Below are 20,067 nucleotides of genomic sequence, written 5' to 3' on the forward strand. Positions count from 1 at the left end.
TCTGCTCGTGAGTAAATGCTGTTGCGACGTGCATTTTACCGTCGCGGCGCCGAACACGGTTGACTTCCTCGTCTTCCCCATCTATTCTTTGCTGATCGACAAATAATAGATGGTTAAATAAATGCAAACTATCAAAGGCCCAAGCCTCCACCTCGCCCAGTTCAGCGACGCGCAAGCGCCGTTCGACACGCTGCCCGCCATCGCCAAATGGGCCGCCGACATCGGCTTCAAGGCGTTGCAGATTCCAGCGTGGGACGAGCGCCTGTTCGACGTGAAGACGGCAGCGGAAAGCCAGACATACTGCGACGAAGTCAAAAGCACGCTGGCCGAGCACGGCCTGGTCATCAGCGAACTGACCACGCATATCTTCGGGCAGCTAGTGGCGGTGCATCCCGCCTACGATTCGATGTGCGACAACTTCGCGCCGCCCGCGCTGCGCGGCAATCCGCAGGCGCGCTCCGTGTGGGCGCTGACGCGTCTCCAACTAGCCGCTAAGGCATCGCGCCGGCTCGGCCTGACTGAGATGGGCACCTTCTCCGGCTCGTTCGCGTGGCCGTACTTGTTCCCGTTCCCGCAGCGCCCGGAAGGCTTGATCGAAGCCGCCTTCGAAGAGCTCGCCAAACGCTGGTTGCCGGTGCTGAATGCCTGCGATGCGGAAGGCGTCAACCTCTGCTACGAGATCCACCCTAGCGAAGACCTGCACGACGGCGCCACCTTCGAGCGCTTCCTCGGTCTGGTTAGCGACCATCCGCGCTGCCACATCCTGTTCGACCCCAGCCACTTCGTGCTGCAACAGCTGAACTACCTGGACTACATCGACTTGTACCGCGACCGCATCCGTATGTTCCACGTCAAGGATGCCGAGTTCAACCCGAGCGGGCGGCAGGGCATCTATGGCGGATATACGTCGTGGACCGAGCGTGCCGGACGCTTCCGCTCGCTGGGCGATGGCCAGGTCGACTTCAAGTCGATCTTCTCCAAGCTGTCGCAATACGACTACCAGGGCTGGGCCACGCTGGAGTGGGAGTGCTGCCTGAAGAACCAGGAAGACGGCGCGCGCGAAGGCGTGGATTTCATCAACCGCCATATCATCCGCGTGACCTCGCGCATCTTCGACGATTTTGCTGGCGCCATGGTCGACAAGGCGCAGATCGACAGCATGCTCGGCATTGCCTGACATTAACAACGCATCCAATGCACCCACCGAAGGCATCCATGCAAGACGACTTCCAATACACCCACACCTATGTACGCATTGACGGCCACCGCGTGCACTGTGTCGCCGCAGGCAGCGGTCAGCCGGTGCTGCTGATTCCCGGCTGGCCGCAAACCTGGTTCGCCTGGCGTCATGTGATGGCGGCGCTCGCGCGACGCGGCTTCCTTGCCGTCGCGGTCGACCCGCCGGGCACGGGGATTTCCGACCGGCCGCTGACGGGCTACGACACCGGCACCACTGCCCACACATTGCACCGCGTGATGGCGGCATTAGGCCATGATCGCTATCAGGTGGTCGGCCACGATGTGGGTATGTGGGTGGCCTACGCGCTGGCAAGCGACCATCCCGACGCAATCACGCGGCTGGCGCTTACGGAGGCCGTGATCCCTGGACTTGCGCCAGCGCCGAGCATCTTCGCACCGTCTGCTGAAAACAAGTTCCTGTGGCACTTCATGTTCAACCAGGTAGCCGATTTGCCCGAGACGCTGATAGCCGGGCGCGAGGCCGCCTACCTGAATTTCATGTTCGACCAGTGGTCCCATCGCCGCGACCGTGTGGCCGTGGACACCTACATCGCGGCCTATTCGGCGCCGGGCGGTCTGCGCGGCGGTTTCGCCTACTACCGCGCGATTCCGGAAACGGTGCGACAGAACCGCGAACGCGCAAAGGGCAAGCTGGCGATGCCGGTGCTGGCCATCGGCGCGGAGCACGCGACCAACGACGCGCCGCTGGTGACGCTACGCGACAACGCCATCGACCTGCGCGGCGTGGTAGTGCCGGACTGCGGCCACTTCATCATGGAGGAGGCACCGGAGGCATTCATGGCTGAACTGCTGCCGTTCCTGGAAGCGGAGCAGGAGGGCATGCGCATGCCCGTTGATGTGGATATCGCTCGCTTCCTGGCTGCGTTACCAGCAAGCGGCGGTGAGACGTCGCTGGAGCAAATGCGCCACGCCACCGAACGCGACTTGCCTGCGCTGCACGGCCCCTTGCAGGAAGTGGCGGCGATCAAGAATTTCAGCATGACAGCTGATGACGGCCACAAGATCAGGATTCGCGGTTACTGGCCGACGGCATCGCGGCAAGCTGACGCGCCGCTGCCCGCCATCGTGTTCGCTCACGGCGGAGGCTGGGTCCTCTGCTCGATGGCGCTTTACGACAACCCTTGCCGTGCCTTGGCCAACGCCACCGGCTGTGTGGTGCTGTCGGTGGCTCGCGCCCGAGCACAAGTTTCCTGTGCCGCTGGAGGACGTGTATCGCGCGGTGGTGTGGGCATTCGACCAGGCTGCGGAACTCGGTATCGATCCGAAGCGGATTGCGGTGGGCGGCGACAGCGCCGGCGGCAACCTGGCAGCCGCTGCAACCCTGTTGGCGCGCGATCGCAACGGTCCTGCCATCGCGCATCAGCTGCTGCTGTATCCCGCTTTGGACCGCGCGATGGACACGGACTCCTACAGCGAGTTTGCCGAGGGCTACTACCTGACGCGGGATGTGATGGAACTCTGCTGGTCGGCCTACCTGCCCGCGCCGGCGGATAACGGCTCGCCATATGCGTCGCCGCTTCAGGCAGGACGACTCGGTGGTCTGGCGCCCGCCACCATTCTGGTCTGCGAGTACGACCCACTGCGCGACGAAGGCGAGGCTTATGCCCGCCGTCTCGCCGACGCGGGCGTCGCCGTGCAACAGAAGCGCTTGCCGGGCATGGTGCATGCCTGCATCCACCTGCTCGGCGTGGCGCCTACTGCGGAATGCCTCTTCGATCACGTCGGCGCGATGATGAAGGCGGCGCTACGGGCGTAACCGTCGGATACCACTCAGGCGCGCAACGCGCGGAACTCATCCGGACGGGCCTGGCGGCAGGCCGGCATGCTATCGAGTGAGTAGAGCCCGTCTAAACATCCCGTGGAACGAGGGTGGGCGCGCTCTACAAGAAAGCGGTTGCGTTCCATTGGAATCGGTAGTGGCGCTCCCCCTGCGACTGTCCGTCATGCGTACACCGTGCGTTCTGGTAGAACTGGGGGACGTAGTGGTGACGTTCGTTAGCAGCCATCTCGAGCCGCTTATGTTTGTTTGGCGGTACCTTCGGGTAACTAAGGCGCTCGACGTCGCCTCGCGAACGGCAGTTCCTGGCCGAACTGAGACCGACGATCTGACATCGTCTGTCCGACCAAGTCCAACTTTCTAAATGTTACGCCTCGGGCGATGCCTCCCACTCCCCTCCATCATCAAGCATCGGATGGGTATCACTCACCACAACCAGCGGCTTGCCACGATGGGCCAGCGCAAATCGCGATATCGCGCCGGCTTGCCCTTCCGGCATAGCTTGGCGGTTCGGACCTAGTGCCCCTACCCAGACATACTCCCCGGATTCAAGGCAAGCAAGGTAATAAGCCACACTCATGTTGTCCTCCTTTCATAGTTGCTTTGCCTACGCGAGCACTTTTCGAATCGCCCGCGCGAACCCCACCTCAAACACCGTCCGGCCGCGCGCGTTGACAATTTCGCCGTGACTGCCTTCGCGCAAGCCGCGCTCTTCGAGGAAGTCAGCCGACACCGCTTTCTGTAAGGCTTCGCGCTCCGATGGCGTGAGTTGCGCAGCCAACACGTCGGGGATGTAGAGGTGGAAAGGCTCCGATTCGCGGAAGCCCGCGCCGTGCAGCAGCAAGGTGATGAGCATGCCGCGGTAGTTATGGCGCCCGGCGACGCAGAATCCCTTGGTCAGCAGTTCCTCGAAACGCTCCTCCGGGAAGGCCGGTGGTTCACTCTGTTGGACCTTGGGCTGGCGTCGACCTCGCACACGGTGTCCGATTTCGCCGGGGAATGCGTTCGCCGCCCAGGTGTGTCCGAGGAAGGCCCTGCTGCGCCGGTACTGGTAGGCAGCCTCGTCGGTCTGTCGGTCGAAGGCGCCACCCGCATAACGCGGATTTATTTTGGCCGCCTCCGGCCGCATCTCACCCAGCCAATCGAAGAAGTCGGAAAGATGGGTGATGATGTGGGCCGCATCATGCGGCGAGCGTGGCGCCCAACACAAGCCGCTGGGGTCGAGCCCAGTCTCCCGGTCGAAGGTCCCGGTGTAGAGCCGCCGGGCGAAGTTCTGGAACAGGCGGAAGCTATCGCGCTCGGCCGGGTTGGTTTGCGCGTATTCGAGGAACATCCGCACAGAGCGGGCCACCTTCGACATCCACGTCAGGCTCCGGTCGTGGCTGCGATGGAGGCAGTAGTCGAGCAACGGCTCCAGAACGCCGGCTGACGTTATCAGTGCCGGGAGCTCCGTGTAGACGCCCGTGGCGTCGGTGTAGACGCGGGCCTTGACGGTCACGAACATGCTGCGACCTAAACCCCCAGGCTGCGCAGCAGCGCAGTGGCGCCCTTGAAGTCTAAGTTGTGCAGATGCATGGCCAAATCCACCGCGCCACCACCGCCACGGGCAAGCCGGGTGTCGTAGAACTTGGGACCCCGAAGAAGCAACTCAAAGTCGTGTCCCCCTATGCTGACGTGGTAGCGCTTCGTATCGTGCGCACAGACTGGCTCGTAGGTACTATCGGCTTTCGCATAGCCCCCCAGCTTCTCCAGCACCCCAAGTGCATCTAGCGTCCGCCAGCGCTCCAGAGTCAAGTTATCAACAGCCCGACGCCTCATCTGTCCCTCCCCCGGACCCTCACCGGCTACTCGGCTTTCAAAGAAAGCCAAGCTACTCGAAACAATCAGTGCTGTGATGTACAACGGTGCTTTCTACATGGTATGTGTACTTAGGGAATAGCTTTGCAAACTCCCGAACAAAAAGACACCCCTCTTCAGGGGTGTTGGGGGGCAGATGTCGCTTATCTAGCCCTAACTATGTATGGATAGTTGGGGGGAATAACCGGTGCGGGGCGCTCGCGCGCCTGGTGCTTTTCCGATGTCTTTCTCGATCATACGGGCTACGTTCATCTCGCGAACGCGGCCAGCGCATCGTAGTTCAGATGCCAAGGTGCCGACGCGAGGTAACGCTGAATCAACACGTCGTCATTTGCCCGCGACAGCATGAGCGCATGTTCGGCACCTTTGTGCGCCACAATTCGCCCGGTCTCTTCGTCGGTCTGGGCAAATTCGCGCTAGGCTTCCAGCGCATCGGCAGTGCGCTCCAGATTATAGGTGTACGTCGCCTCGCCTCTGCGCACAACGTGGTAGAGCACGATGAATGCTCCGGTCGCCTGATGCTCCCCATGCTCGGTACGCGACAAGGAAAGGGCCGTCTTTTTCCCGTTGTATTCGATCCACGCGTGGGAGGCCATGATTGGCCCCTAGCAACCACCTACAAATCCGCGCTCGACTACCAAACGCTGGTGAAAACGCTCGACAACGTCGGCGACGAAGCGCTCGCTCGGCGTAAGTCCCGCGCCCCATTCAACCGACGCTCGCTTGATCGCATCAATCTCCGCCTTTCTCTGTTTTGCTTCGCCCATATCCATCAGGTGCATCGGCTATCGGCCGCTCCGGGGCGCTTGCACGCCAGCTTGTATTCCGTGGTGTTGCTAGGGGCTCGGCCGCCGGTCGACGCCCCCTGAAGCTGCTTGTATCGTTACCTTGTTACGTCGAGGCTAGCGAGGCAGCCAGCGAAATGTGCCCATCCAAAGCACGGTCGCCCCAGACGGTCAATGCTGCACTGGCACATTTCCAACGGGGGACTCATGATCTGCCCCAAGCAGCGCAGAACCCGCCGCACCACACGGTCCTCAACTACACTTCGCTGTGTGTAGCCAGAACGCGATGTGAGGAAACGGTATGGATATGATAGAGGCGCTTGTACTGGCTGCGGTCATCGGTGCCGCACTGCTCTCGCTTCTTGTGGCCCTGCGAAACCGGTACAAGCTATGCGTCCAGGCCCATCTGCTACTCGACGATCTTGTGCTCACTCCCGTCCCCGGCCGTCAAGTTTCCCTTGTGGGACACCACAACGGCGTCGACGTTAGCGGAATCGTGCCTGCGGCAGATATCCTATACAAGATTGAATCTCACCCTCTAGAATTGTCAGTCCACTCCCACGCCAACGGCCCTCTCGCTGCCAAGATGGCCGACTGGGACGCCCCGCACTTTACGGTGCAACTGTTTCGCGGCGACGAAGAAATCTGGCGCCGAGATGTTCTCCGGAACGAAGCGCTACATATTCGCGACAACATCGAAAACTTACGCAAGTGGGCAGGTTCACGCAGGACAGGCGACAAGACGATTCACGACTTGGACCTTCTTCACATCTAGCACCGCCCCCCAACCTCCTCGGCTCTGCTTGCTACCGTTGTCGGCGCTACCCAGTCAAGAAGGGTCATCAACTAGCCACTTGGGTCGGTGGTGCCGAAGCAGGCGAGCAGCGGAGGCAATACGCGACTGGGCCGCATCACAAAACGAGGGCGGCGAGTAATATCTGCGCGCGTTGCTGTTTCAGGACGCGCGCTCTGTAATCATCGCTACCAGCCAATAGCACGGGAATTGCCGCGCACTGCGAAAGCCGCCACTGCCAACTGATCGGCGAAGGGGTTCCCGCCGCGGGCGAATTTTGATTCGCTCTAGCGTGACCGCTCAAAAGTACTGGGCTTCGCCCTCTTCCATGTGGGTGCCATCCGCCCTCATTGCGAACTGGGAGGCTTTGGCCGCGTGGGTGGCGGCCTGCTCGAGCAGGGGCGCGTGCGCCTTTGGGACAACGAGCATCGTCAAACCCAGTCCTTCCAGCGCGCGTAGTGCGTGCTCCAGATTCACCCCTTTGCCGTTCTCCAGCTTGGACAGCATGCCGACGGAAACGCCGCAATGCCTGGCCGCCTGGTCAATTGGCATCCCCTCGGCAACCCGCGTCGCCCGAATGCGATCACCCAGTTGGTCGATGGTGCGGATGGCAGCCCGCGATGGTGGCGCGGCATCGGCTAGCGGTCGTGGCATTGGGGGAGGTCTGGGATTTGGGAGACTGGGAGATCCAGCACTGGGGCTGCTCTCCCGGTTATTTCACTATCGTGGAAGTATATCAAACGCCGCGCCCTTGCCTGCACCGCCGCCAGATCAGCGCGCAATTTCCGCAAGCGCCTGCTCGGCATTCTGGCTGGTCGATCTCCCGCAGTGCGCGGCGCTAGGTAGCGCTGGCCCGCTCCTGCGCGATGGATACCTGATCGCGGGTACGCTCCAACTTCGTCGAGAATTGGGTACGCAACTCCTGCAACTGCCGCTCGAGCGCCTAGAGCTGGGGGCCCTCCGCGCGACGCGCGTGCGCGGCCAAGTTGGCCTGGCCCTCGGCATCCAGTTCACCGCCTCACAGAACGACGCGGCATCGGCCGCGTCGTTCTTATCAGTTCTGGCGCCTGGTGGGCGATATGATCCGCGTGGACCTGCCGTCGCTGCGGAAAAGCTGTGCGCCTGGCAGGCATTGCAAGCGTGGCTGCCTGTAAAGCCGCGTCTTGCATAGCTCGTTCAGGCTTCCACGTTACTTGGGCATCCCTTCATACATGCTGGTGACGTCATCCATCACCTGAAGAATACGCTCGCTGGTCGTGGCGATGTTTCTCAACTGTTCCGCGCGACTGACCCCGGTCTGATTGAGTGCCTCTTCAAAGAACAGCCACTGAGAGCCGGCAAGCTGCAGTTCGCGACGGATTGCTTCTGTGTTTTGCGGTGCCGCGGTGAGGAGTTCCTGCGCGGCTGCGAATTCCCTGGTAGCCGTGTCCAGATCCTGAGCCATCTGGGGGAGGTAATGCCCCAGGCGCGGAACATGCTGATCTTGGCGATCCTCTGCGAGAGCATCCGCTGGCGGCCGGCAACGTTGATCAGCTTACCCATCATGGTGCCGGAATGTTTCTCGAGCAGGAGGGTTCCCTGTTGCGCAAGCTTCAGCACGTCCTCACTCATTCTTGCGATTGCTTTCGCGCTATCGAGATTCGGATCGCCACCGGACAGCAACTGCTTATAGGGAATCCATGTCTGCTCGAGCCTGGCGTAGGTGTCCTTGATCTCCGGCGTGGGCGCGGACGCCTTCAGCTCCATGAGCTGCTTGTCAAAGAGCGCCACGGACTGTTCGAGGACCTTCTTCGAACGTTCGACTTCAACACCGAGGCCAGCCTGGCAGTAAGCCTTGGCCATGCGCTGAGACAGCATGCGCTGGCGGCCCGCCTTGTTGATCGCCGCGTTGATCGTTAGCGTTTCGGCCGAAGCGGTCCCGGCCAAGGCCAGCGCCAGGACGCTGCAGGCAATCAAGCAGAAGGAACAGACGTAACGTTTCAAGGGCGTCTCCGCGTTAAACTTTGATTGGACCTTTGGACGCATCGCTCGAGCCGACGACGTGTCGGATCAGCTGATCCATCTCCTTGATGATGTCCGCAAGCACCAGCGTGATCACCGAGAACTCCCTGCCGTACTCTCCCGCCCGTGCCGCCGAGATGCGCGCATTCATTGCGACGATGTTCGCCTGCATCGAAATACCGCTGAGGCGCTCGACGAGGTCGGTGTGGCGTTTGCGCACAGCGACCTCGCAACGGTGCATCTCCTCCTGGTAGGCCTGCGTGACGGTCTGCAGCAGTTCAAGCATTGGCGTGGCTTGCGCCACCAGCACGTCGAGGGATGGCGCTCGCCGGCTGGTGTCGGCCAGTGGTGCGTCTATCGCTGTCCTGACCTGGGCGATGAATTCACGGATACGCGCGTCAGCGCGCGGACTACCAAAGTACAGTTGATGCAACGCGCCGGAGAACGCGCCGGGCAAACGCTCATTGCCCGTTACGAGATCCGAATGCGCCGACTCGAACATTGACAGGCACTTGCGCGCGATATCGAGCGCGGCAGTGTCCCCTGCGAAGCGAGCAATATCTGGAGGACGATCCGTTGCGACAGCATGCGCTGCCTTCCGGAAAGGTTGATCAATCCGCCGATGGTTTCGGCGGACACTTCCGCATCGGGTGACTGAGTAGAGAAAGCGTTCATGCCATGCCTTGCAGGTAGTGTCGACGCAGACGCGCACCGCGCTGACCGGCAAAGAAAAAGCGCCCCGAAGCGAGATGCCTGCAAACCGGTTGTCCGGTTCGTGATCATTTCGCTTCGGGGCGCCGTTGCCCGGGATGCTCCTTTTCGGAGCGTGTCATCGCGACTTGCCAGATTGTTTCAAGGCCGCCGTTGGCCTGTGTGTCGCCTTTGCAATATCTATGCCATAGCTCACGGAAGTTGCATCAGGCTGCGGGAGCAGGAAAATGGCACGGCGGCACCGACCCGCGCACCGATCCCGTGCCAGATGCCTCATCACGACGCGTGCGTTGGAGCATGGCCAACTGATCACGGGTAACTCTCGGCTTGACGAGAAGTGCTTTGCCTGCCGCATCGACCCCATGAACGGCAAACACGTCTTTGGCCAGATCGATACCCACGGTAACAATGGACATGGGGCCTCCCTCCTGTGGTCGTGATGGCGTTCGCGGGTGCGCTCCAGCTCCGCCGAGAATTGGGTACGCAGCTCCTGCAACTGCCGCTCGAGCGCCTAGACCTGGCGCTTGCCCTCCTCGTGAAGCGCCTTCGCGGCTGCGTGGGCCCTGGCGCTCGGTCTCCAACTCTCCCTGTAGGAGACCGCGCCGCAATCGTTGCCCTGGTGCCCGAGCAGATCGATCTCCTGGTGAAAAATGTCTCATGCATCACTCTCTCGGAGGTGGCGCGACGCGCCGGCCGCCGAAACCGCCGAGCTGCTCGAACGCCTGGCAGCAGGATGGGGGTCAAATGGGTAGGATCCTCGCCAAATCCGTCACAATCCATTGACAGGAAAGGGTTTTCAGCGCAAAAATAAGACTTAAATGTCGTATTTTTGGAGACTCATCATGCTCAAAATGAGCATTCAGGATCGCATCGAGTCGAGCCTGGCTCGCTCGGGCGATGAGGTGTTCGTCCGCAAGGAGTTCAACAAGTTCGGCGGCTACGACCAGGTGAGCCGCGCGCTGCGCACGCTGCTGGCCAAGGGGCTGCTCGTCAAGGCCGGCTATGGAGTGTATGTGAAGGCCCGCAAGTCGAGCCTCTCCGGCAATCTCGTGCCCGTCTTGCCTCTGAGCGAGATCGGCCGCAAAGCCCTCGCCAAGCTCGGCGTCGAGGTTGAGCTCGGGTCGGCCGCGAAGGCCTACATGGAAGGCAGGACCACCCAGATGCCCATGTCGACCGTGGTCAAGGTAGGCCGCTCGCGCGTGTCACGCAAGATCGGCGTCGGCAAGCAGACGCTGCAATACGAACGATGAAGCGCCTTCCCCAGGCGGCGATTGACCGCATCGTCGATTTCTCCGCCGAAGCGGCGGTCTCGCTCCCGCCCTACGCGCTGGAGAAGGACCATCATGTGGTCGACGCGATGCGGATCATCGCGCAGATGCCTCCGAATGAGCTCTTCCGCCCGGTGTTCTGCGGCGGCACGTGCCTGTCGAAAGCCTACGGCGTGTTGGATCATGTCCGAGGACGTCGACTTCAAGATCGCGCCCACGCCCGCGGCGAAGAATCTGAGCCGGACGCGCCTGCGCGAAGAGCTGGGCGCCTACGGCCGCGCCATTGAGGCCGCCCTGGTGGACGGCGGGTTCGGCGAGGGCGCCATCGAACGCAACGCCCGCGACTCCAACAGCTACATCTCGCTGCAGGTCGCATACGAGTCGGCGTTCGACAAGCCGCACGCCCTTCGCAGCCACCTGCTCATTGAGCTCACGCACACCAAGCTCGCCGGCGACACGCAGCGCATGCCCGTGGGACTCCTGATGGACAAGCTCGCCACCGGCGCCTACCCCGACCCGCTGCTGATCGAATGCGTCTCGCCGATCGAGGCCCTCGCCGAGAAGCTCGTCTCTTTCCCCGGCGCCTAGCGTTGCAGCTGAGCCGGCATCCGGATCCCCGCGTTGCCCTCAGGCCAGAAAATCGCTGGGACAGCTCCTTGGTCCGCCACCTCTATGACGTCGAGCAGCTGATCGCCGCTCGCCCCGAGCTGGCGGCCGACGCGGAGGCTCTTGCAAAGCTGGTTCAATCGGCGATCGCCAAGGACCGCGCCGACTTCGCCAACCAACACCCGCAGTTCGTGGCCGACCCCGGCGGCGAACCGCGCCGCGCGCTGGAGTTCGCCAAAGCGAGCGAGGAGTTGGCCGACCAATACGCACGCTTCGTCGGCGACATGGTCTACGCCGACCCTGCCCGCGTCCCGGCCTACACGCAAGCCCTTGGGGCATTCAAAGCGACCCTCGCCAGGACCCTGGATCTGGTAGCGCCAGCGGCAGCAACGACGCCGGAGCCTGAGCCCCAGGCGCCGGTGCCCAAGAAGCCCCCGCGCGGCCCAGAGGGCTGAGGGAAAGCCTTGATGGCACGTTCGCTGCTGCCGCTAGGGCTGCTGAGATGTCTCTTAGCGGGTTTCAGTTCCGCCTCAAGAGGGATCCGGACGCTCAGGCGGCAATGGCTCACGGCTTGGCGCGGCATTGCGGGGCGCGATCGCAAGAAAAAGTGCTTTAGCGCGACATAGAAGCAGGGGATGTCATCTGGGTACTGGGCGGGCTAGATTGCCTCGATAAATCAACGGGTTGCCAGGGATGTGGGCGGATTTTTCGCGAATCCCGGCCGCCCCCTCTATTTGGCGCGGTCTGTAGGCATCGAGGGTGTGCGCCGTCATGCCAGACAAAGCCGACATGAACAGCGCAGGCCAAGCGGTAAAGGTGGCTGCGCCGGGCGTCGATCAGGACTCGCTCCTTGGCGATGGGAGATGGGCAGCCGATTCAGATTGATACCGTGCTCGCGTCAACCACCTTTCGATACTCTGGCGCTGCTTCACTTTGCGGCATTGCCGCATATATCCGACTTGATGCCGGCGATAAAGAAGTCTATTGTGGCCGTTCGGTGCACGCTCCCAGCTCCTCGCACCGATGACCCACTGCCGTCGCCACCGTCCACTGTGGAATCGAGCTCGGGGCAGCAGTCGTAGTTCTTTTTCCAACCACGACAAAGGAGGGCGACATGCTAAGCCCGCATGAAATCGCCGCGCTACTGCTGCTTGGCGACACGCAGGAGATCGACGACCTCGAACCCGAGCAATTGGACACCTTGTTGGTTCACAAGCTGGTCACGTTGGAGCATGGTCATGATAGCGGCGATGCCTACCCCCGCCTGACAAGTCAGGGGCATTCCATGCTCGAAGCCGTGCGCCGCATTCGTTAAGAGTCAGTCAGCTTGTGCCGAAGACCAAACGGAGTGCTCTCGGCACAGCGGCCGTAATATCTGTAGCTAGTTGTCCATCGAGGAATGGCGGGGGGGCGTGACTCTGTAGCGTTCCACAGCGCGTGCCCCTCCTGACCCACGCCGGAACCCGCTGCGAACCACAGTTTTGTACCGTTATGCATCAAGCGCACCGGAGGATACGTGTCCTGACAGAAATGGGGTTCACGCGCTATAGGAAAGCTACACTAGCAAGCTCAGGCTCTATCTAACTCACGTTTGGAGAAACCACGATGGCAAAGCTAGTGGTGTTATACAAGAAGCCTGCGGACACGGCCGCGTTCGATTCATATTACTTCTCGACCCATGTTCCGATCGCCAAAAAGATCGCCGGCCTGCGACGCTACGAGGTCAGCAGCGACCCGGTTACAAGCCCGGCCGGCGATTCGCCATTTCACCTGGTTGCGGTGCTGAGCTTCGATTCGCTGGCGGCGCTCCAGCAGGCAATGGCTTCGCCTGAGGGCGCAGCCGCAGCAGCTGACGTGGCCAATTTTGCCCAGGCCGGCGTTGACATGCTCATATTCGACACGAAGGAAGTTTAGGCCGGCAGTTCACGGCCCATTTTCTGCGCGAAGGGGATGTGCACGCTATCACAACGGCCATGGCAGGCGCCCGGGAGTTGTCGCCACACCGCGAGGGACGCGCGCATGTGAAAGCGGTTTGGGCGGATCTTGGCATGCCCCCAACTTCACGCCATCGGACATGGACCCCACCTCGGCGTACCCAATTCTCGACGCCGTCGCAGGCCTCGAAACTAGCGGGGTCGTTTTCTTGTGCTACCCGACGCGGAAAAACTCTACCGTCTGCCCCGCATTGACCGCCCGCCGCAGCCAGTCCGGCATCTCGCCCGTCCCGTCCCAGCTCAGCCCCTCGGCATTGCGGTAACAGACCGAGCGCGGGCTCGGCGGCGGCGCAAAGCACCCGGCCGCCTCCAACTCGTCCATCGTCAGCCCGCACTCGAGCATCTGCGCCCGGATCCAGCGGATCGCGTCCGCCCGCTCAATTTCCGTTGCCATCGTTGCCGTCATGTGGGTTGAGGGGAGCGCCGTCGCACCCGGTTCTTCATTCGCGATCGGCCCTTGGCCACCGGCCTTCCGCCGCGCGCCCGTCCGCTCGCGCGGCGCCACGCGCAATTCTGCCAGTAGCTGGCGCGCCAGCGCCGCTTCGGCTCCGGCCCGCTCGGCCCGGCGCTGCGCCCGCTCGGCGGCCGCGAGCCGACCGGCCAGCGTCGCCGTCTGCGCCTCGAGCCGGGCCCGGCTCTCGGCTTGGGCCACCGCCGCGTCCCGGGCCTCGCTGCGCGACTGCGCCAGTTCCGTGCGCAGGTCTTCGGCCGCGCGCTCGCTCTTCTGCCGCGCGGTGGGCTCCTGATGGAGCGCAGCGCGCGCCGCTCGCTGGCTTCGGCGCGTTCCTGGTCGATGCTCACCTGCTCGCGCCCGTTCCAGTTCGGTCGAGAATTGGGTACGCAGCTCCACCAGCTGCCTCCAGCTCCGCCCGCCCAGCCTCCAGTCGCGCCTAGGTTGCGGCATGCGCTTGCCGCTCGGCATGACGCGCCTCTGATGTTCACCTAGTAACCCCACTGCGGTAAGCGCCCTTGGCGAGGATATTCGCCAAGGCTGGGCGCGTGCGAGGGGCGCTTGCGGAGACGTCCCGGCCCAGCCGCATGTCGGCCATATACGCGCTCAGACACGGAGCGTGAACTGCAGACTGCTTAGGTTTTCTGCGAGTTCAGGACTCCATACACCGGGCACGCGGCGCCTCGTCAGCGTCCGCTGCATCTTCGGAAATATGCCGATTCTGCAGGCGGCTGTGCATGGCTTCGCATTGGATCAACATCATTGCCGCGGGATCCTCTTCACCGCCGGCAATGCCAGCCTCAGCAGCGACCCGCAGATATACTTGCCGGGAGGCAACGGCGACGATCACAAGGATGGCGCCGACACCGAAGGCTCGGACTGCAATTTGGAGGTATTGCGCCATGGCGAACTTCCACCGTATAGCAGGAGGTAATTGGCAGTGAGACTACACGAGGATGTCTCGGGACGGTGCCACGCCGTTGCGGGATTGACACAATCCGGTTCGCCGCGGCGGGTCGGATCGCGCGCGGTGCTGAAGAGAATGTCCCGAAAATCGATCACGGCCTTACCGAACGGCCACTACTGGGCCACGCCCCACGCGACCTTCCCGCTGGACGGTCCAAACGGCCATGAGGAGGTTTTTCCCGGCGCCCAATGCGTCAGCGACGGCAAATGGGTCACGTTCTATAAGGATGGGGTAGAAGTATGGGCGTGCAATGCCGTGTATGCTGCCGCCCATTTCGACTTTGCACCGGTTCCCCCCGCTCGCCGACGGACAACTGAGGGTCGGGCGGTATCCCAGGCCGTGGGTACGTTTCGCCCCCTCCCAACAGTCGAGTCCATTTTTTTGCGGACCGGGCATTATGTCAAATCGGTGGGCCCGCACCACCACTGTCCGAGGCGCCGTTGGTTTGCACAATTTTGTTCCCGCCTTTTGCAGAATTTTGTTCCAGACCCAATGGGCAAGCCTGGCCGGCGCTCTGGGGAGCGCGCGTCGGCGGCCGGCGCGACACCACCGGCGTGACTCAGCTAGCTCGCAGGGGTGTACCGGATGGCGACCGTCATCGCTTTGCACAGCCGAATCCCGTCCATAGGATCGCCTCGCGCCGTCGGCAGGGTTCAGGTCGACGACTGACCGATGCGTTGGGGGAAGGTACAAAATTGCTTCAAGTGTCGGCCGGAGGAACAATTTTTTGCAGCGTTTCTTGAAGCAAAATTGTTACCATCGCCCTGCAATCGGCTTGCTGGCGGGCGACAAGCGGGAACACATTTATGCAAACCGACGAGTAGACCCGCAACTGTAAGTTTGTCGCGTGGAGACGGCAGCCACTACGTGTCAGTGCACAGCCCTGCCCGGCGCGGTCAATGGATCTCGGAACGGGAGTAGTTTCCGGGGCGCACCCCGGCGCCTGCCCCACGTCCTGCGCCACGGCTTGACAGACGGGGCGGCACCGTCAATAATGACGACAGGCCTAGCCTACGAGGTCACCCCAGTCCCACTGGTGGCCGCCTAAAGCCCGCTCACACAGCGGGCTTTTGTGCGTCTGGGCCCCGTCAAGCCACCCCGCCCACGACGCGGCCCACCACGCTGCTTCAGCCAAAGCAGCTGTACTTGATCCCCTGCAGCCCGTTGTCCTCGGTACACAGCACGTCAATCAGCTTGCCGGCCTGCACCAGCGCCGTGTAGGCCCGATGGTTCGCGTCGTAGCCCCCTTGGCACACCGGCCAGAGCACCAGATCGGCGAACTGCATCAGCGCCGAGGACTTGGTCTTCGTCCGGAATTCCAAGAGCGTCGCGTGCAGCGTCTCCGCCGCAAGGGGCGCATATTTTTGCGAGGTGGTCGTGTTAAAGGGCGCACCGACACGACGCATGTCGTCAAAGTAGCCCTTGAACTGCGCCTCGGTCTTCTGGTCACTGCGCTCGACAAAGATGCGCAGTCGCCCGCCGTGGTGATGCGCCACCTTGGCGGCGCGCTCCACCGCGATACTGAACGCGGTTCGGCACAGCTTCCAGCGGCGTGGCCCATACTGCGCCATGTAGCGCTGGTTGTACCCCGGCCGATCGATGACGCAGGCCAGTACGTGGATGGGCAGCGCGACGATCAGCGCGGTCAGCTCGCCCATGAACGCTTGGTACTGGTCCCGGGGCAAGGCCTCCAGCCAACGAAAGCGCCCGGTCTTGTTGCGGATGTCGTAGGAGCGGAACGGCTCGCCGGCCATTTGTGGCCAGCGCTCGCGGAAGGCGGCAATGCTGGCTTTCGCGGCCTCCGCCGCGTCGGCCCGGACGAGCAATCCGCCGAGGGCAAACCAATCAGGTCCTTGTGGGTCGGTGCTGCGGTTACGATCGGGATCGCGTGACCCCGAGTCGTCCATGTAGAAGTGGTATTCATTGCGCATGCCGCAACTATGACACAACCCGCGCGGCCAGTGCGCGGCCCCGCTGGGCCGCTCGCTTTACGCGCCAGCGCGACCAAGTCCCGCTAGGACCTGCTGCGCACGAGCAGCCCCAGACCGATGGCCACCACCAGCGCCACGACGACCGGAAAGGCATGGTCGGGTGGAGAGAGCACGCGCGGGGATCGACAGCAACTGCGCGGAGAAAGCTTCGCACACGTACTGAAGGAGATTGCGCGGAACGGCAGCAAACCGGTCCAACGGCCGACCGAAGGCCCGGAGGCAAACGAGCTGTAGGCCGACCGCGGCGCATCTTTCTGGCCGAAACCGCTCCCGTATTGCCGCGATGTCAGCACTAGTGAGCTGAAAAAATTGCCGCAGGTCAAATTCTGCCAAACGGGCAGGCAACTCTTCCCTGCCAACGTAGCGATACGCAAATGCCGACAGCTTGAACAAGCGACCTCGTGCTACGCACGCGTTCCACTCCCCACTGGAGGTGTTCGCTCGTATGCTCAAACAAGTTTCTCACCCCCAACTTCAATTCACTGACGCGGGTGTTGCACTTGGGACTTGAAACCGCCGACGATTACCCCTTGTAGGACTCCGGCACTGCTGCGGCCCCATATCAAGACTGCCGGATAACCTGCCTATAGCATATAGCCTAACCGTGCTGCACAGCAGTTACACGCAGATGGAGTCCGGAGCGCTCACGACTGACTTCATATGAGGTTACGACCCGCTTATCCTGGGGAAACAGAATGTGCTTGCGCTGGATGAGAGCCAGGGTGGCCTCCCGGAAATCCTGTGCAGCGGAGCCGTCCGATGCACCGAGCGCTGGGGTATTGCAGATGAACCGGTCAAGATCGGCCTCTGCTTCGTCCGGCGTGTTGCTCGTCGAGGCAATGTTCCAGGCGATTACGCCCATGCCGACCAGCTTGCGCGTCCTATCGAGCGGCAGATCATCGCTGGCATATGGATCAATAAGGTTAATCAAGGCTGCCGAAATCTTGCCATACGGGTTGTATCCGGGAGCGAACGGGAGGTTGCTGAGCGATGCAGGCTGTGTTGATGCGACGGATTGCAGAGCTTTCTTGCGGCGGCTGGCTTTTCCCATTGGGGCCTCGTTCACGGAGTCAGGCGACTTGACGGCTGCCCGCGGTCCGGGGCGGCGGCTCACAGAGCATGGGAGCGTATCCCGGCTTGTCGGGAAGGACATTGGGCGGCCCTGGTGATGGCCATAAGTGGCCCCGCCAGGGGCCGACCCTCACTCAGGCTATGACTGACAATCCGTGCTTCTGAACAACTTGCAGCAGTCGAGCTGCAATGCCGCTGGGCTTCTTATCGCCACGCTCCCATTGCTGGACCGTCGACGCACTAGTGTTCAGATAGTGTGCAAACACCGCTTGGCTAACCTTCACGTCTTTGCGAATGCGTGCGATAGCCTTGGCATCGAATTCGGGAGCCTTTTCGATGCACAGGTCGTCGTACTCACGCATGGTCTTCTTGCTTATGACCTTCATGTCGTAGAGGTCCGACGCCGCGCTATGGATTGCTTCAGACGCTGCGCTCTTAAACCGTGTCTTAGGCATTGCAAATCTCCACAAACTTCTTTGCTTCAACAAACTCGTCGACTTCAGCCATAGTTAACTTGCCGTAGTTCTTGGCAAGTTTCTTGAAGTCTTTCAGCTCTCGCTCATCAATGTTTTCCATATCCGACTTCGCGAACAGGAAGACAAACACCCAGAATTCCCCGATCTTGTTGATGACGATTGAGCGCGGCGTGTTCTTGCTGAGCCGCTTCTTCCAAACGTTGCCGCCTAGATCATCGGCCTGACCTTCGATGAGTTGCCGCGCCGCTTTGCACAACTCTTTGTCCGTAATCCCGACATCCTTTGCCGCCTTGGTGAACCATTTGGTTTTGAAAACCCGCTGCGCGAGTGCCGTCATAGGCCGTTGCTGTTATTGGATGATGAATCATAGCACTATGTGCCATGCTATTCAACCACGTTGCACGCTTGCAAGGCATAGCCGGCGCAGGTCCGCGAGCGTCGGCTCGGCCTTCTGGAGCTGCGTGTGCTCAGCGCGCCGCGTGCGTCAACAGCATCGGCAGCTGCTTTCGATATATGTTTTAAGGACTACGCCAAAAATGGTACCAGACGGGTACCAAATCGATAGCTATCAGATATCCCGGCTGCGACGCGCCTCAAGACGTCCCGTTGCCGATTCGAAAATGTTCCACCGTCTGCCCGGCGTGGATCGCCCGCTGCAGCCAGTCCGGCATGGCGCCGCGGCCGTCCCAGCCTTGCCCGTGCGCATTGCGGTAGCGCACCGCTCCTGGCGTTGGGGTCGGCGGCGGCTCGGCAAAGCAGCCGGCGGCCTGCAAGTCAGCCAGGCTCAGCCCATGCTGGGCCATCTGGATGCGGATCCAGGTAATCGCTTGCGCGCGCTCGATTTCGATCGACATGGTGTAGGTGAAGAAATTTGAGGCAACGCCGGATCCGGCGACTTGCTGTCGTCTGACAGCGTTGGATTTCAGGGTTGTTTTGGGGATGGCCGTGGCGAGAATCGGTGCCGGTTGGAGGACGCGGCCGCCCTCGCTGCTTAAATTTTAGTCAAATCCGCAGAAGCCGTCGGCACTCTGCCCCCCTGCGCGGCTTGTCCACAGGCTTGTCCCCTCGCGCGGTGGATAAACTCCATCTGACACCCCCTCAGGCTGGCCCGGGCTTGAACTTGGTGCGCGTCACCGGCACCCGGCGCTTGGCACCTACCAGGCGGCGCGTCGCGGTGGCTTGCGCATCGGCCCGCTCGGCGCGCCGTACCGCCGTTTCCAGTTGCGCCCGCAGCTCGTCTCGGGCCGCCTGCCCTCGCCCGAGCGCCTGCTCTGTCTCCGCCAGTCGCAGGCTGAGCGTATCGCGCTCAGCCTGCAGCCGCGCCCGCGCCTCGGCGCCGGCGACGGCGGCGTCCTGCGCCCGCGCCTGCGCCGCCGCCAACTCAGCACGCAGGTCCGCGAGCGCCTGCTCGGCCTTCTGGCGCAGCGTGCGCTTCTGGTCGATCTCGCGCAGCGCGCGGCGCTCGGTGGCGCTGGCCCGCTCCTGCGCGACAGCCACCTGCTCGCGGGTGTGTTCCAGCTCCGCCGAGAATTGGGTACGCAGCTCCAGCAACTGCCGCTCGAGCGCCTCGACCTGGCGTACGCCCTCCTCGTGACGCGCCCGCGCGGCCGCGTGGGCCTGGCGCTCGGCTTCCAGTTCCCCTTGCAGCGCCGCGCGCGCGCGCTGGACGGCGTCGAGCCCGGCCTGCACGGCGGCGGTCTCCTGCTCGGCCACTACCACCGCGGCGCGCGCCTGGTCGCGCTGCGCCTCCGCCTCGCTCGCCTGCAACCGCGCTTCGGCCCGCAGCGCGGCCAGTTCGCCGCTAGCGGCCTCGTTGGCGGCCTGCCAGATCGACTGCACGGCATTGGCGGCGATCGCCTTGAGCGCGTCCGGCAGCTCGGGATGCGCGATGGTCACGTGCATCTTGTCGCGCAGGTCCTGCCAGAACTGCACCAGCACCTCGGTGGGCGTGCCCATGCTGCCCTTGCGCACCAGGCCGTAGAGCTTGTTGGCGGTGGGCGTGATGCCGTACCGGGAGACCGCGCCAAAGCGGGGGCTGAGATCAGTCTTCACGCAAGAG

Annotated in this window: 20 protein-coding genes and 7 pseudogenes; 10 read left to right on the forward strand and 17 right to left on the reverse strand. The window is 62.5% G+C overall.

The genetic code is table 11. The features are described 5' to 3' along the window. The first annotated feature begins 121 nt into the window (after window positions 1-121). The 3 genes and pseudogenes from OMK73_RS02290 to OMK73_RS02300 all read left to right on the forward strand — a co-directional run. Window positions 122-1,177 carry a sugar phosphate isomerase/epimerase family protein gene (locus OMK73_RS02290; protein WP_267600516.1) on the forward strand — a complete coding sequence of 352 codons (1,056 nt, stop codon included), beginning with the start codon at window positions 122-124 and terminating at the stop codon, window positions 1,175-1,177. Window positions 1,178-1,194: 17 nt separating this feature from the next. Then, a pseudogene (locus OMK73_RS02295) lies at window positions 1,195-2,064 on the forward strand (alpha/beta fold hydrolase); the annotation flags it as partial. A gap of 318 nt (window positions 2,065-2,382) precedes the next feature. Beyond that, window positions 2,383-3,016, forward strand: a pseudogene (locus OMK73_RS02300) (alpha/beta hydrolase); the annotation flags it as partial. Window positions 3,017-3,404: 388 nt separating this feature from the next. On the opposite strand, the gene OMK73_RS02305 reads toward OMK73_RS02300, so the two are convergent. From OMK73_RS02305 to OMK73_RS02315, 3 genes are read right to left on the reverse strand one after another with little or no spacing between them, the layout of a single operon-like run. Continuing rightward, a complete protein-coding gene (locus OMK73_RS02305; RefSeq protein ID WP_267600517.1) occupies window positions 3,405-3,617 on the reverse strand; it encodes a hypothetical protein in 213 nt (70 codons plus the stop codon). 27 nt (window positions 3,618-3,644) lie between these two features. Beyond that, entirely contained in the window at window positions 3,645-4,541 is an 897-nt protein-coding gene (gene gmtX / locus OMK73_RS02310; protein WP_267600518.1) for a gamma-mobile-trio protein GmtX, read from the reverse strand. Window positions 4,542-4,549: 8 nt separating this feature from the next. Further along, window positions 4,550-4,792, reverse strand: coding sequence for a hypothetical protein (locus tag OMK73_RS02315; protein ID WP_267600519.1), 243 nt, complete (start codon window positions 4,790-4,792; stop codon window positions 4,550-4,552). 455 nt (window positions 4,793-5,247) lie between these two features. On the opposite strand from OMK73_RS02315, the gene OMK73_RS02320 reads away from it, so the two are divergent. Together OMK73_RS02320 and OMK73_RS02325 are read left to right on the forward strand one after the other, a co-directional pair. Then, on the forward strand, window positions 5,248-5,763 hold the full coding sequence (locus OMK73_RS02320) for a hypothetical protein (protein ID WP_267600520.1): 516 nt from the start codon (window positions 5,248-5,250) through the stop codon (window positions 5,761-5,763). 217 nt (window positions 5,764-5,980) lie between these two features. After that, window positions 5,981-6,454: a hypothetical protein gene (locus OMK73_RS02325; RefSeq protein WP_267600521.1), complete on the forward strand. Its 474-nt coding sequence runs from the start codon at window positions 5,981-5,983 to the stop codon at window positions 6,452-6,454. 318 nt (window positions 6,455-6,772) lie between these two features. Here the strand turns inward: OMK73_RS02325 and OMK73_RS02330 are convergent, their stop codons facing one another. From OMK73_RS02330 to OMK73_RS02345, 4 genes and pseudogenes are all read right to left on the reverse strand, one after another. After that, window positions 6,773-7,126, reverse strand: coding sequence for a helix-turn-helix domain-containing protein (locus tag OMK73_RS02330; RefSeq protein WP_267600522.1), 354 nt, complete (start codon window positions 7,124-7,126; stop codon window positions 6,773-6,775). Window positions 7,127-7,661: 535 nt separating this feature from the next. After that, window positions 7,662-8,455, reverse strand: a pseudogene (locus tag OMK73_RS02335) (type IV pili methyl-accepting chemotaxis transducer N-terminal domain-containing protein). A gap of 13 nt (window positions 8,456-8,468) precedes the next feature. Then, a pseudogene (locus tag OMK73_RS02340) lies at window positions 8,469-9,148 on the reverse strand (methyl-accepting chemotaxis protein). Window positions 9,149-9,477: 329 nt separating this feature from the next. Then, window positions 9,478-9,600: pseudogene (locus tag OMK73_RS02345) on the reverse strand (IS110 family transposase); the annotation flags it as partial. A gap of 426 nt (window positions 9,601-10,026) precedes the next feature. Here OMK73_RS02345 and OMK73_RS02350 point away from each other — a divergent pair. From OMK73_RS02350 to OMK73_RS02370, 5 genes are all read left to right on the forward strand, one after another. Continuing rightward, on the forward strand, window positions 10,027-10,434 hold the full coding sequence (locus OMK73_RS02350; RefSeq protein WP_267600524.1) for a DUF6088 family protein: 408 nt from the start codon (window positions 10,027-10,029) through the stop codon (window positions 10,432-10,434). Between the two features lie 201 nt (window positions 10,435-10,635). Next, window positions 10,636-11,040 carry a nucleotidyl transferase AbiEii/AbiGii toxin family protein gene (locus OMK73_RS02355; protein WP_267600525.1) on the forward strand — a complete coding sequence of 135 codons (405 nt, stop codon included), beginning with the start codon at window positions 10,636-10,638 and terminating at the stop codon, window positions 11,038-11,040. 68 nt (window positions 11,041-11,108) lie between these two features. Further along, the gene (locus OMK73_RS02360; RefSeq protein WP_267600526.1) at window positions 11,109-11,513 is read left to right on the forward strand and encodes a nucleotidyl transferase AbiEii/AbiGii toxin family protein; all 405 of its coding nucleotides are present in this window, start codon (window positions 11,109-11,111) and stop codon (window positions 11,511-11,513) included. A 659-nt stretch (window positions 11,514-12,172) separates the two neighbouring features. After that, window positions 12,173-12,373, forward strand: coding sequence for a hypothetical protein (locus tag OMK73_RS02365; protein WP_045237738.1), 201 nt, complete (start codon window positions 12,173-12,175; stop codon window positions 12,371-12,373). A 290-nt stretch (window positions 12,374-12,663) separates the two neighbouring features. Beyond that, window positions 12,664-12,972, forward strand: a complete 309-nt coding sequence (locus OMK73_RS02370) for an EthD family reductase (protein ID WP_267600527.1) — start codon at window positions 12,664-12,666, stop codon at window positions 12,970-12,972. Between the two features lie 234 nt (window positions 12,973-13,206). Here the strand turns inward: OMK73_RS02370 and OMK73_RS02375 are convergent, their stop codons facing one another. The 10 genes and pseudogenes from OMK73_RS02375 to OMK73_RS02420 all read right to left on the reverse strand — a co-directional run bounded on the left by OMK73_RS02375 (window position 13,207) and on the right by OMK73_RS02420 (window position 20,060). Next, entirely contained in the window at window positions 13,207-13,446 is a 240-nt protein-coding gene (locus OMK73_RS02375) for an H-NS family nucleoid-associated regulatory protein (protein WP_267600724.1), read from the reverse strand. Window positions 13,447-13,482: 36 nt separating this feature from the next. After that, window positions 13,483-13,972: pseudogene (locus tag OMK73_RS02380) on the reverse strand (KfrA protein); the annotation flags it as partial. Window positions 13,973-14,155: 183 nt separating this feature from the next. Beyond that, the gene (locus OMK73_RS02385; RefSeq protein ID WP_267600528.1) at window positions 14,156-14,407 is read right to left on the reverse strand and encodes a hypothetical protein; all 252 of its coding nucleotides are present in this window, start codon (window positions 14,405-14,407) and stop codon (window positions 14,156-14,158) included. A 1,190-nt stretch (window positions 14,408-15,597) separates the two neighbouring features. Next, window positions 15,598-16,401 (reverse strand): DUF3800 domain-containing protein, encoded by an 804-nt coding sequence (locus OMK73_RS02390; RefSeq protein ID WP_267600529.1) that lies wholly within the window; start codon window positions 16,399-16,401, stop codon window positions 15,598-15,600. 180 nt (window positions 16,402-16,581) lie between these two features. Then, a pseudogene (locus OMK73_RS02395) lies at window positions 16,582-16,845 on the reverse strand (DUF4158 domain-containing protein); the annotation flags it as partial. Window positions 16,846-17,059: 214 nt separating this feature from the next. Next, complete coding sequence (locus OMK73_RS02400) at window positions 17,060-17,512, reverse strand: hypothetical protein (RefSeq protein ID WP_267600530.1); 453 nt, start codon at window positions 17,510-17,512, stop codon at window positions 17,060-17,062. A gap of 154 nt (window positions 17,513-17,666) precedes the next feature. Next, a complete protein-coding gene (locus OMK73_RS02405) occupies window positions 17,667-17,987 on the reverse strand; it encodes a helix-turn-helix domain-containing protein (protein ID WP_267600531.1) in 321 nt (106 codons plus the stop codon). Then, window positions 17,980-18,345, reverse strand: a complete 366-nt coding sequence (locus OMK73_RS02410; RefSeq protein WP_267600532.1) for a type II toxin-antitoxin system RelE/ParE family toxin — start codon at window positions 18,343-18,345, stop codon at window positions 17,980-17,982. The genes OMK73_RS02405 and OMK73_RS02410 overlap by 8 nt, the downstream gene beginning before the upstream one ends. A 256-nt stretch (window positions 18,346-18,601) precedes the next feature. Beyond that, the gene (locus OMK73_RS02415; RefSeq protein WP_267600533.1) at window positions 18,602-18,862 is read right to left on the reverse strand and encodes an H-NS family nucleoid-associated regulatory protein; all 261 of its coding nucleotides are present in this window, start codon (window positions 18,860-18,862) and stop codon (window positions 18,602-18,604) included. Between the two features lie 244 nt (window positions 18,863-19,106). Further along, window positions 19,107-20,060, reverse strand: coding sequence for a DNA-binding protein (locus OMK73_RS02420; protein ID WP_267600534.1), 954 nt, complete (start codon window positions 20,058-20,060; stop codon window positions 19,107-19,109). Window positions 20,061-20,067 lie beyond the last annotated feature (7 nt).

The sequence above is a fragment of the Cupriavidus sp. D39 genome (genome assembly GCF_026627925.1).
Classification (GTDB): Bacteria; Pseudomonadota; Gammaproteobacteria; order Burkholderiales; family Burkholderiaceae; genus Cupriavidus; species Cupriavidus ulmosensis.

What these genes read in the sequence shown, in the direction of transcription:
- OMK73_RS02290 (WP_267600516.1), top strand. Translation starts at nt 122, where the DNA reads ATGCAAACTATCAAAGGCCCAAGCCTCCACCTCGCCCAGTTCAGCGAC.
- OMK73_RS02305 (WP_267600517.1), bottom strand. Translation starts at nt 3,617, where the DNA reads ATGAGTGTGGCTTATTACCTTGCTTGCCTTGAATCCGGGGAGTATGTC.
- gmtX (WP_267600518.1), bottom strand. Translation starts at nt 4,541, where the DNA reads ATGTTCGTGACCGTCAAGGCCCGCGTCTACACCGACGCCACGGGCGTC.
- OMK73_RS02320 (WP_267600520.1), top strand. Translation starts at nt 5,248, where the DNA reads ATGTTCGGCACCTTTGTGCGCCACAATTCGCCCGGTCTCTTCGTCGGT.
- OMK73_RS02325 (WP_267600521.1), top strand. Translation starts at nt 5,981, where the DNA reads ATGGATATGATAGAGGCGCTTGTACTGGCTGCGGTCATCGGTGCCGCA.
- OMK73_RS02330 (WP_267600522.1), bottom strand. Translation starts at nt 7,126, where the DNA reads ATGCCACGACCGCTAGCCGATGCCGCGCCACCATCGCGGGCTGCCATC.
- OMK73_RS02350 (WP_267600524.1), top strand. Translation starts at nt 10,027, where the DNA reads ATGCTCAAAATGAGCATTCAGGATCGCATCGAGTCGAGCCTGGCTCGC.
- OMK73_RS02355 (WP_267600525.1), top strand. Translation starts at nt 10,636, where the DNA reads ATGTCCGAGGACGTCGACTTCAAGATCGCGCCCACGCCCGCGGCGAAG.
- OMK73_RS02365 (WP_045237738.1), top strand. Translation starts at nt 12,173, where the DNA reads ATGCTAAGCCCGCATGAAATCGCCGCGCTACTGCTGCTTGGCGACACG.
- OMK73_RS02370 (WP_267600527.1), top strand. Translation starts at nt 12,664, where the DNA reads ATGGCAAAGCTAGTGGTGTTATACAAGAAGCCTGCGGACACGGCCGCG.
- OMK73_RS02375 (WP_267600724.1), bottom strand. Translation starts at nt 13,446, where the DNA reads ATGGCAACGGAAATTGAGCGGGCGGACGCGATCCGCTGGATCCGGGCG.
- OMK73_RS02385 (WP_267600528.1), bottom strand. Translation starts at nt 14,407, where the DNA reads ATGGCGCAATACCTCCAAATTGCAGTCCGAGCCTTCGGTGTCGGCGCC.
- OMK73_RS02390 (WP_267600529.1), bottom strand. Translation starts at nt 16,401, where the DNA reads ATGCGCAATGAATACCACTTCTACATGGACGACTCGGGGTCACGCGAT.
- OMK73_RS02400 (WP_267600530.1), bottom strand. Translation starts at nt 17,512, where the DNA reads ATGGGAAAAGCCAGCCGCCGCAAGAAAGCTCTGCAATCCGTCGCATCA.
- OMK73_RS02405 (WP_267600531.1), bottom strand. Translation starts at nt 17,987, where the DNA reads ATGCCTAAGACACGGTTTAAGAGCGCAGCGTCTGAAGCAATCCATAGC.
- OMK73_RS02410 (WP_267600532.1), bottom strand. Translation starts at nt 18,345, where the DNA reads ATGACGGCACTCGCGCAGCGGGTTTTCAAAACCAAATGGTTCACCAAG.
- OMK73_RS02415 (WP_267600533.1), bottom strand. Translation starts at nt 18,862, where the DNA reads ATGTCGATCGAAATCGAGCGCGCGCAAGCGATTACCTGGATCCGCATC.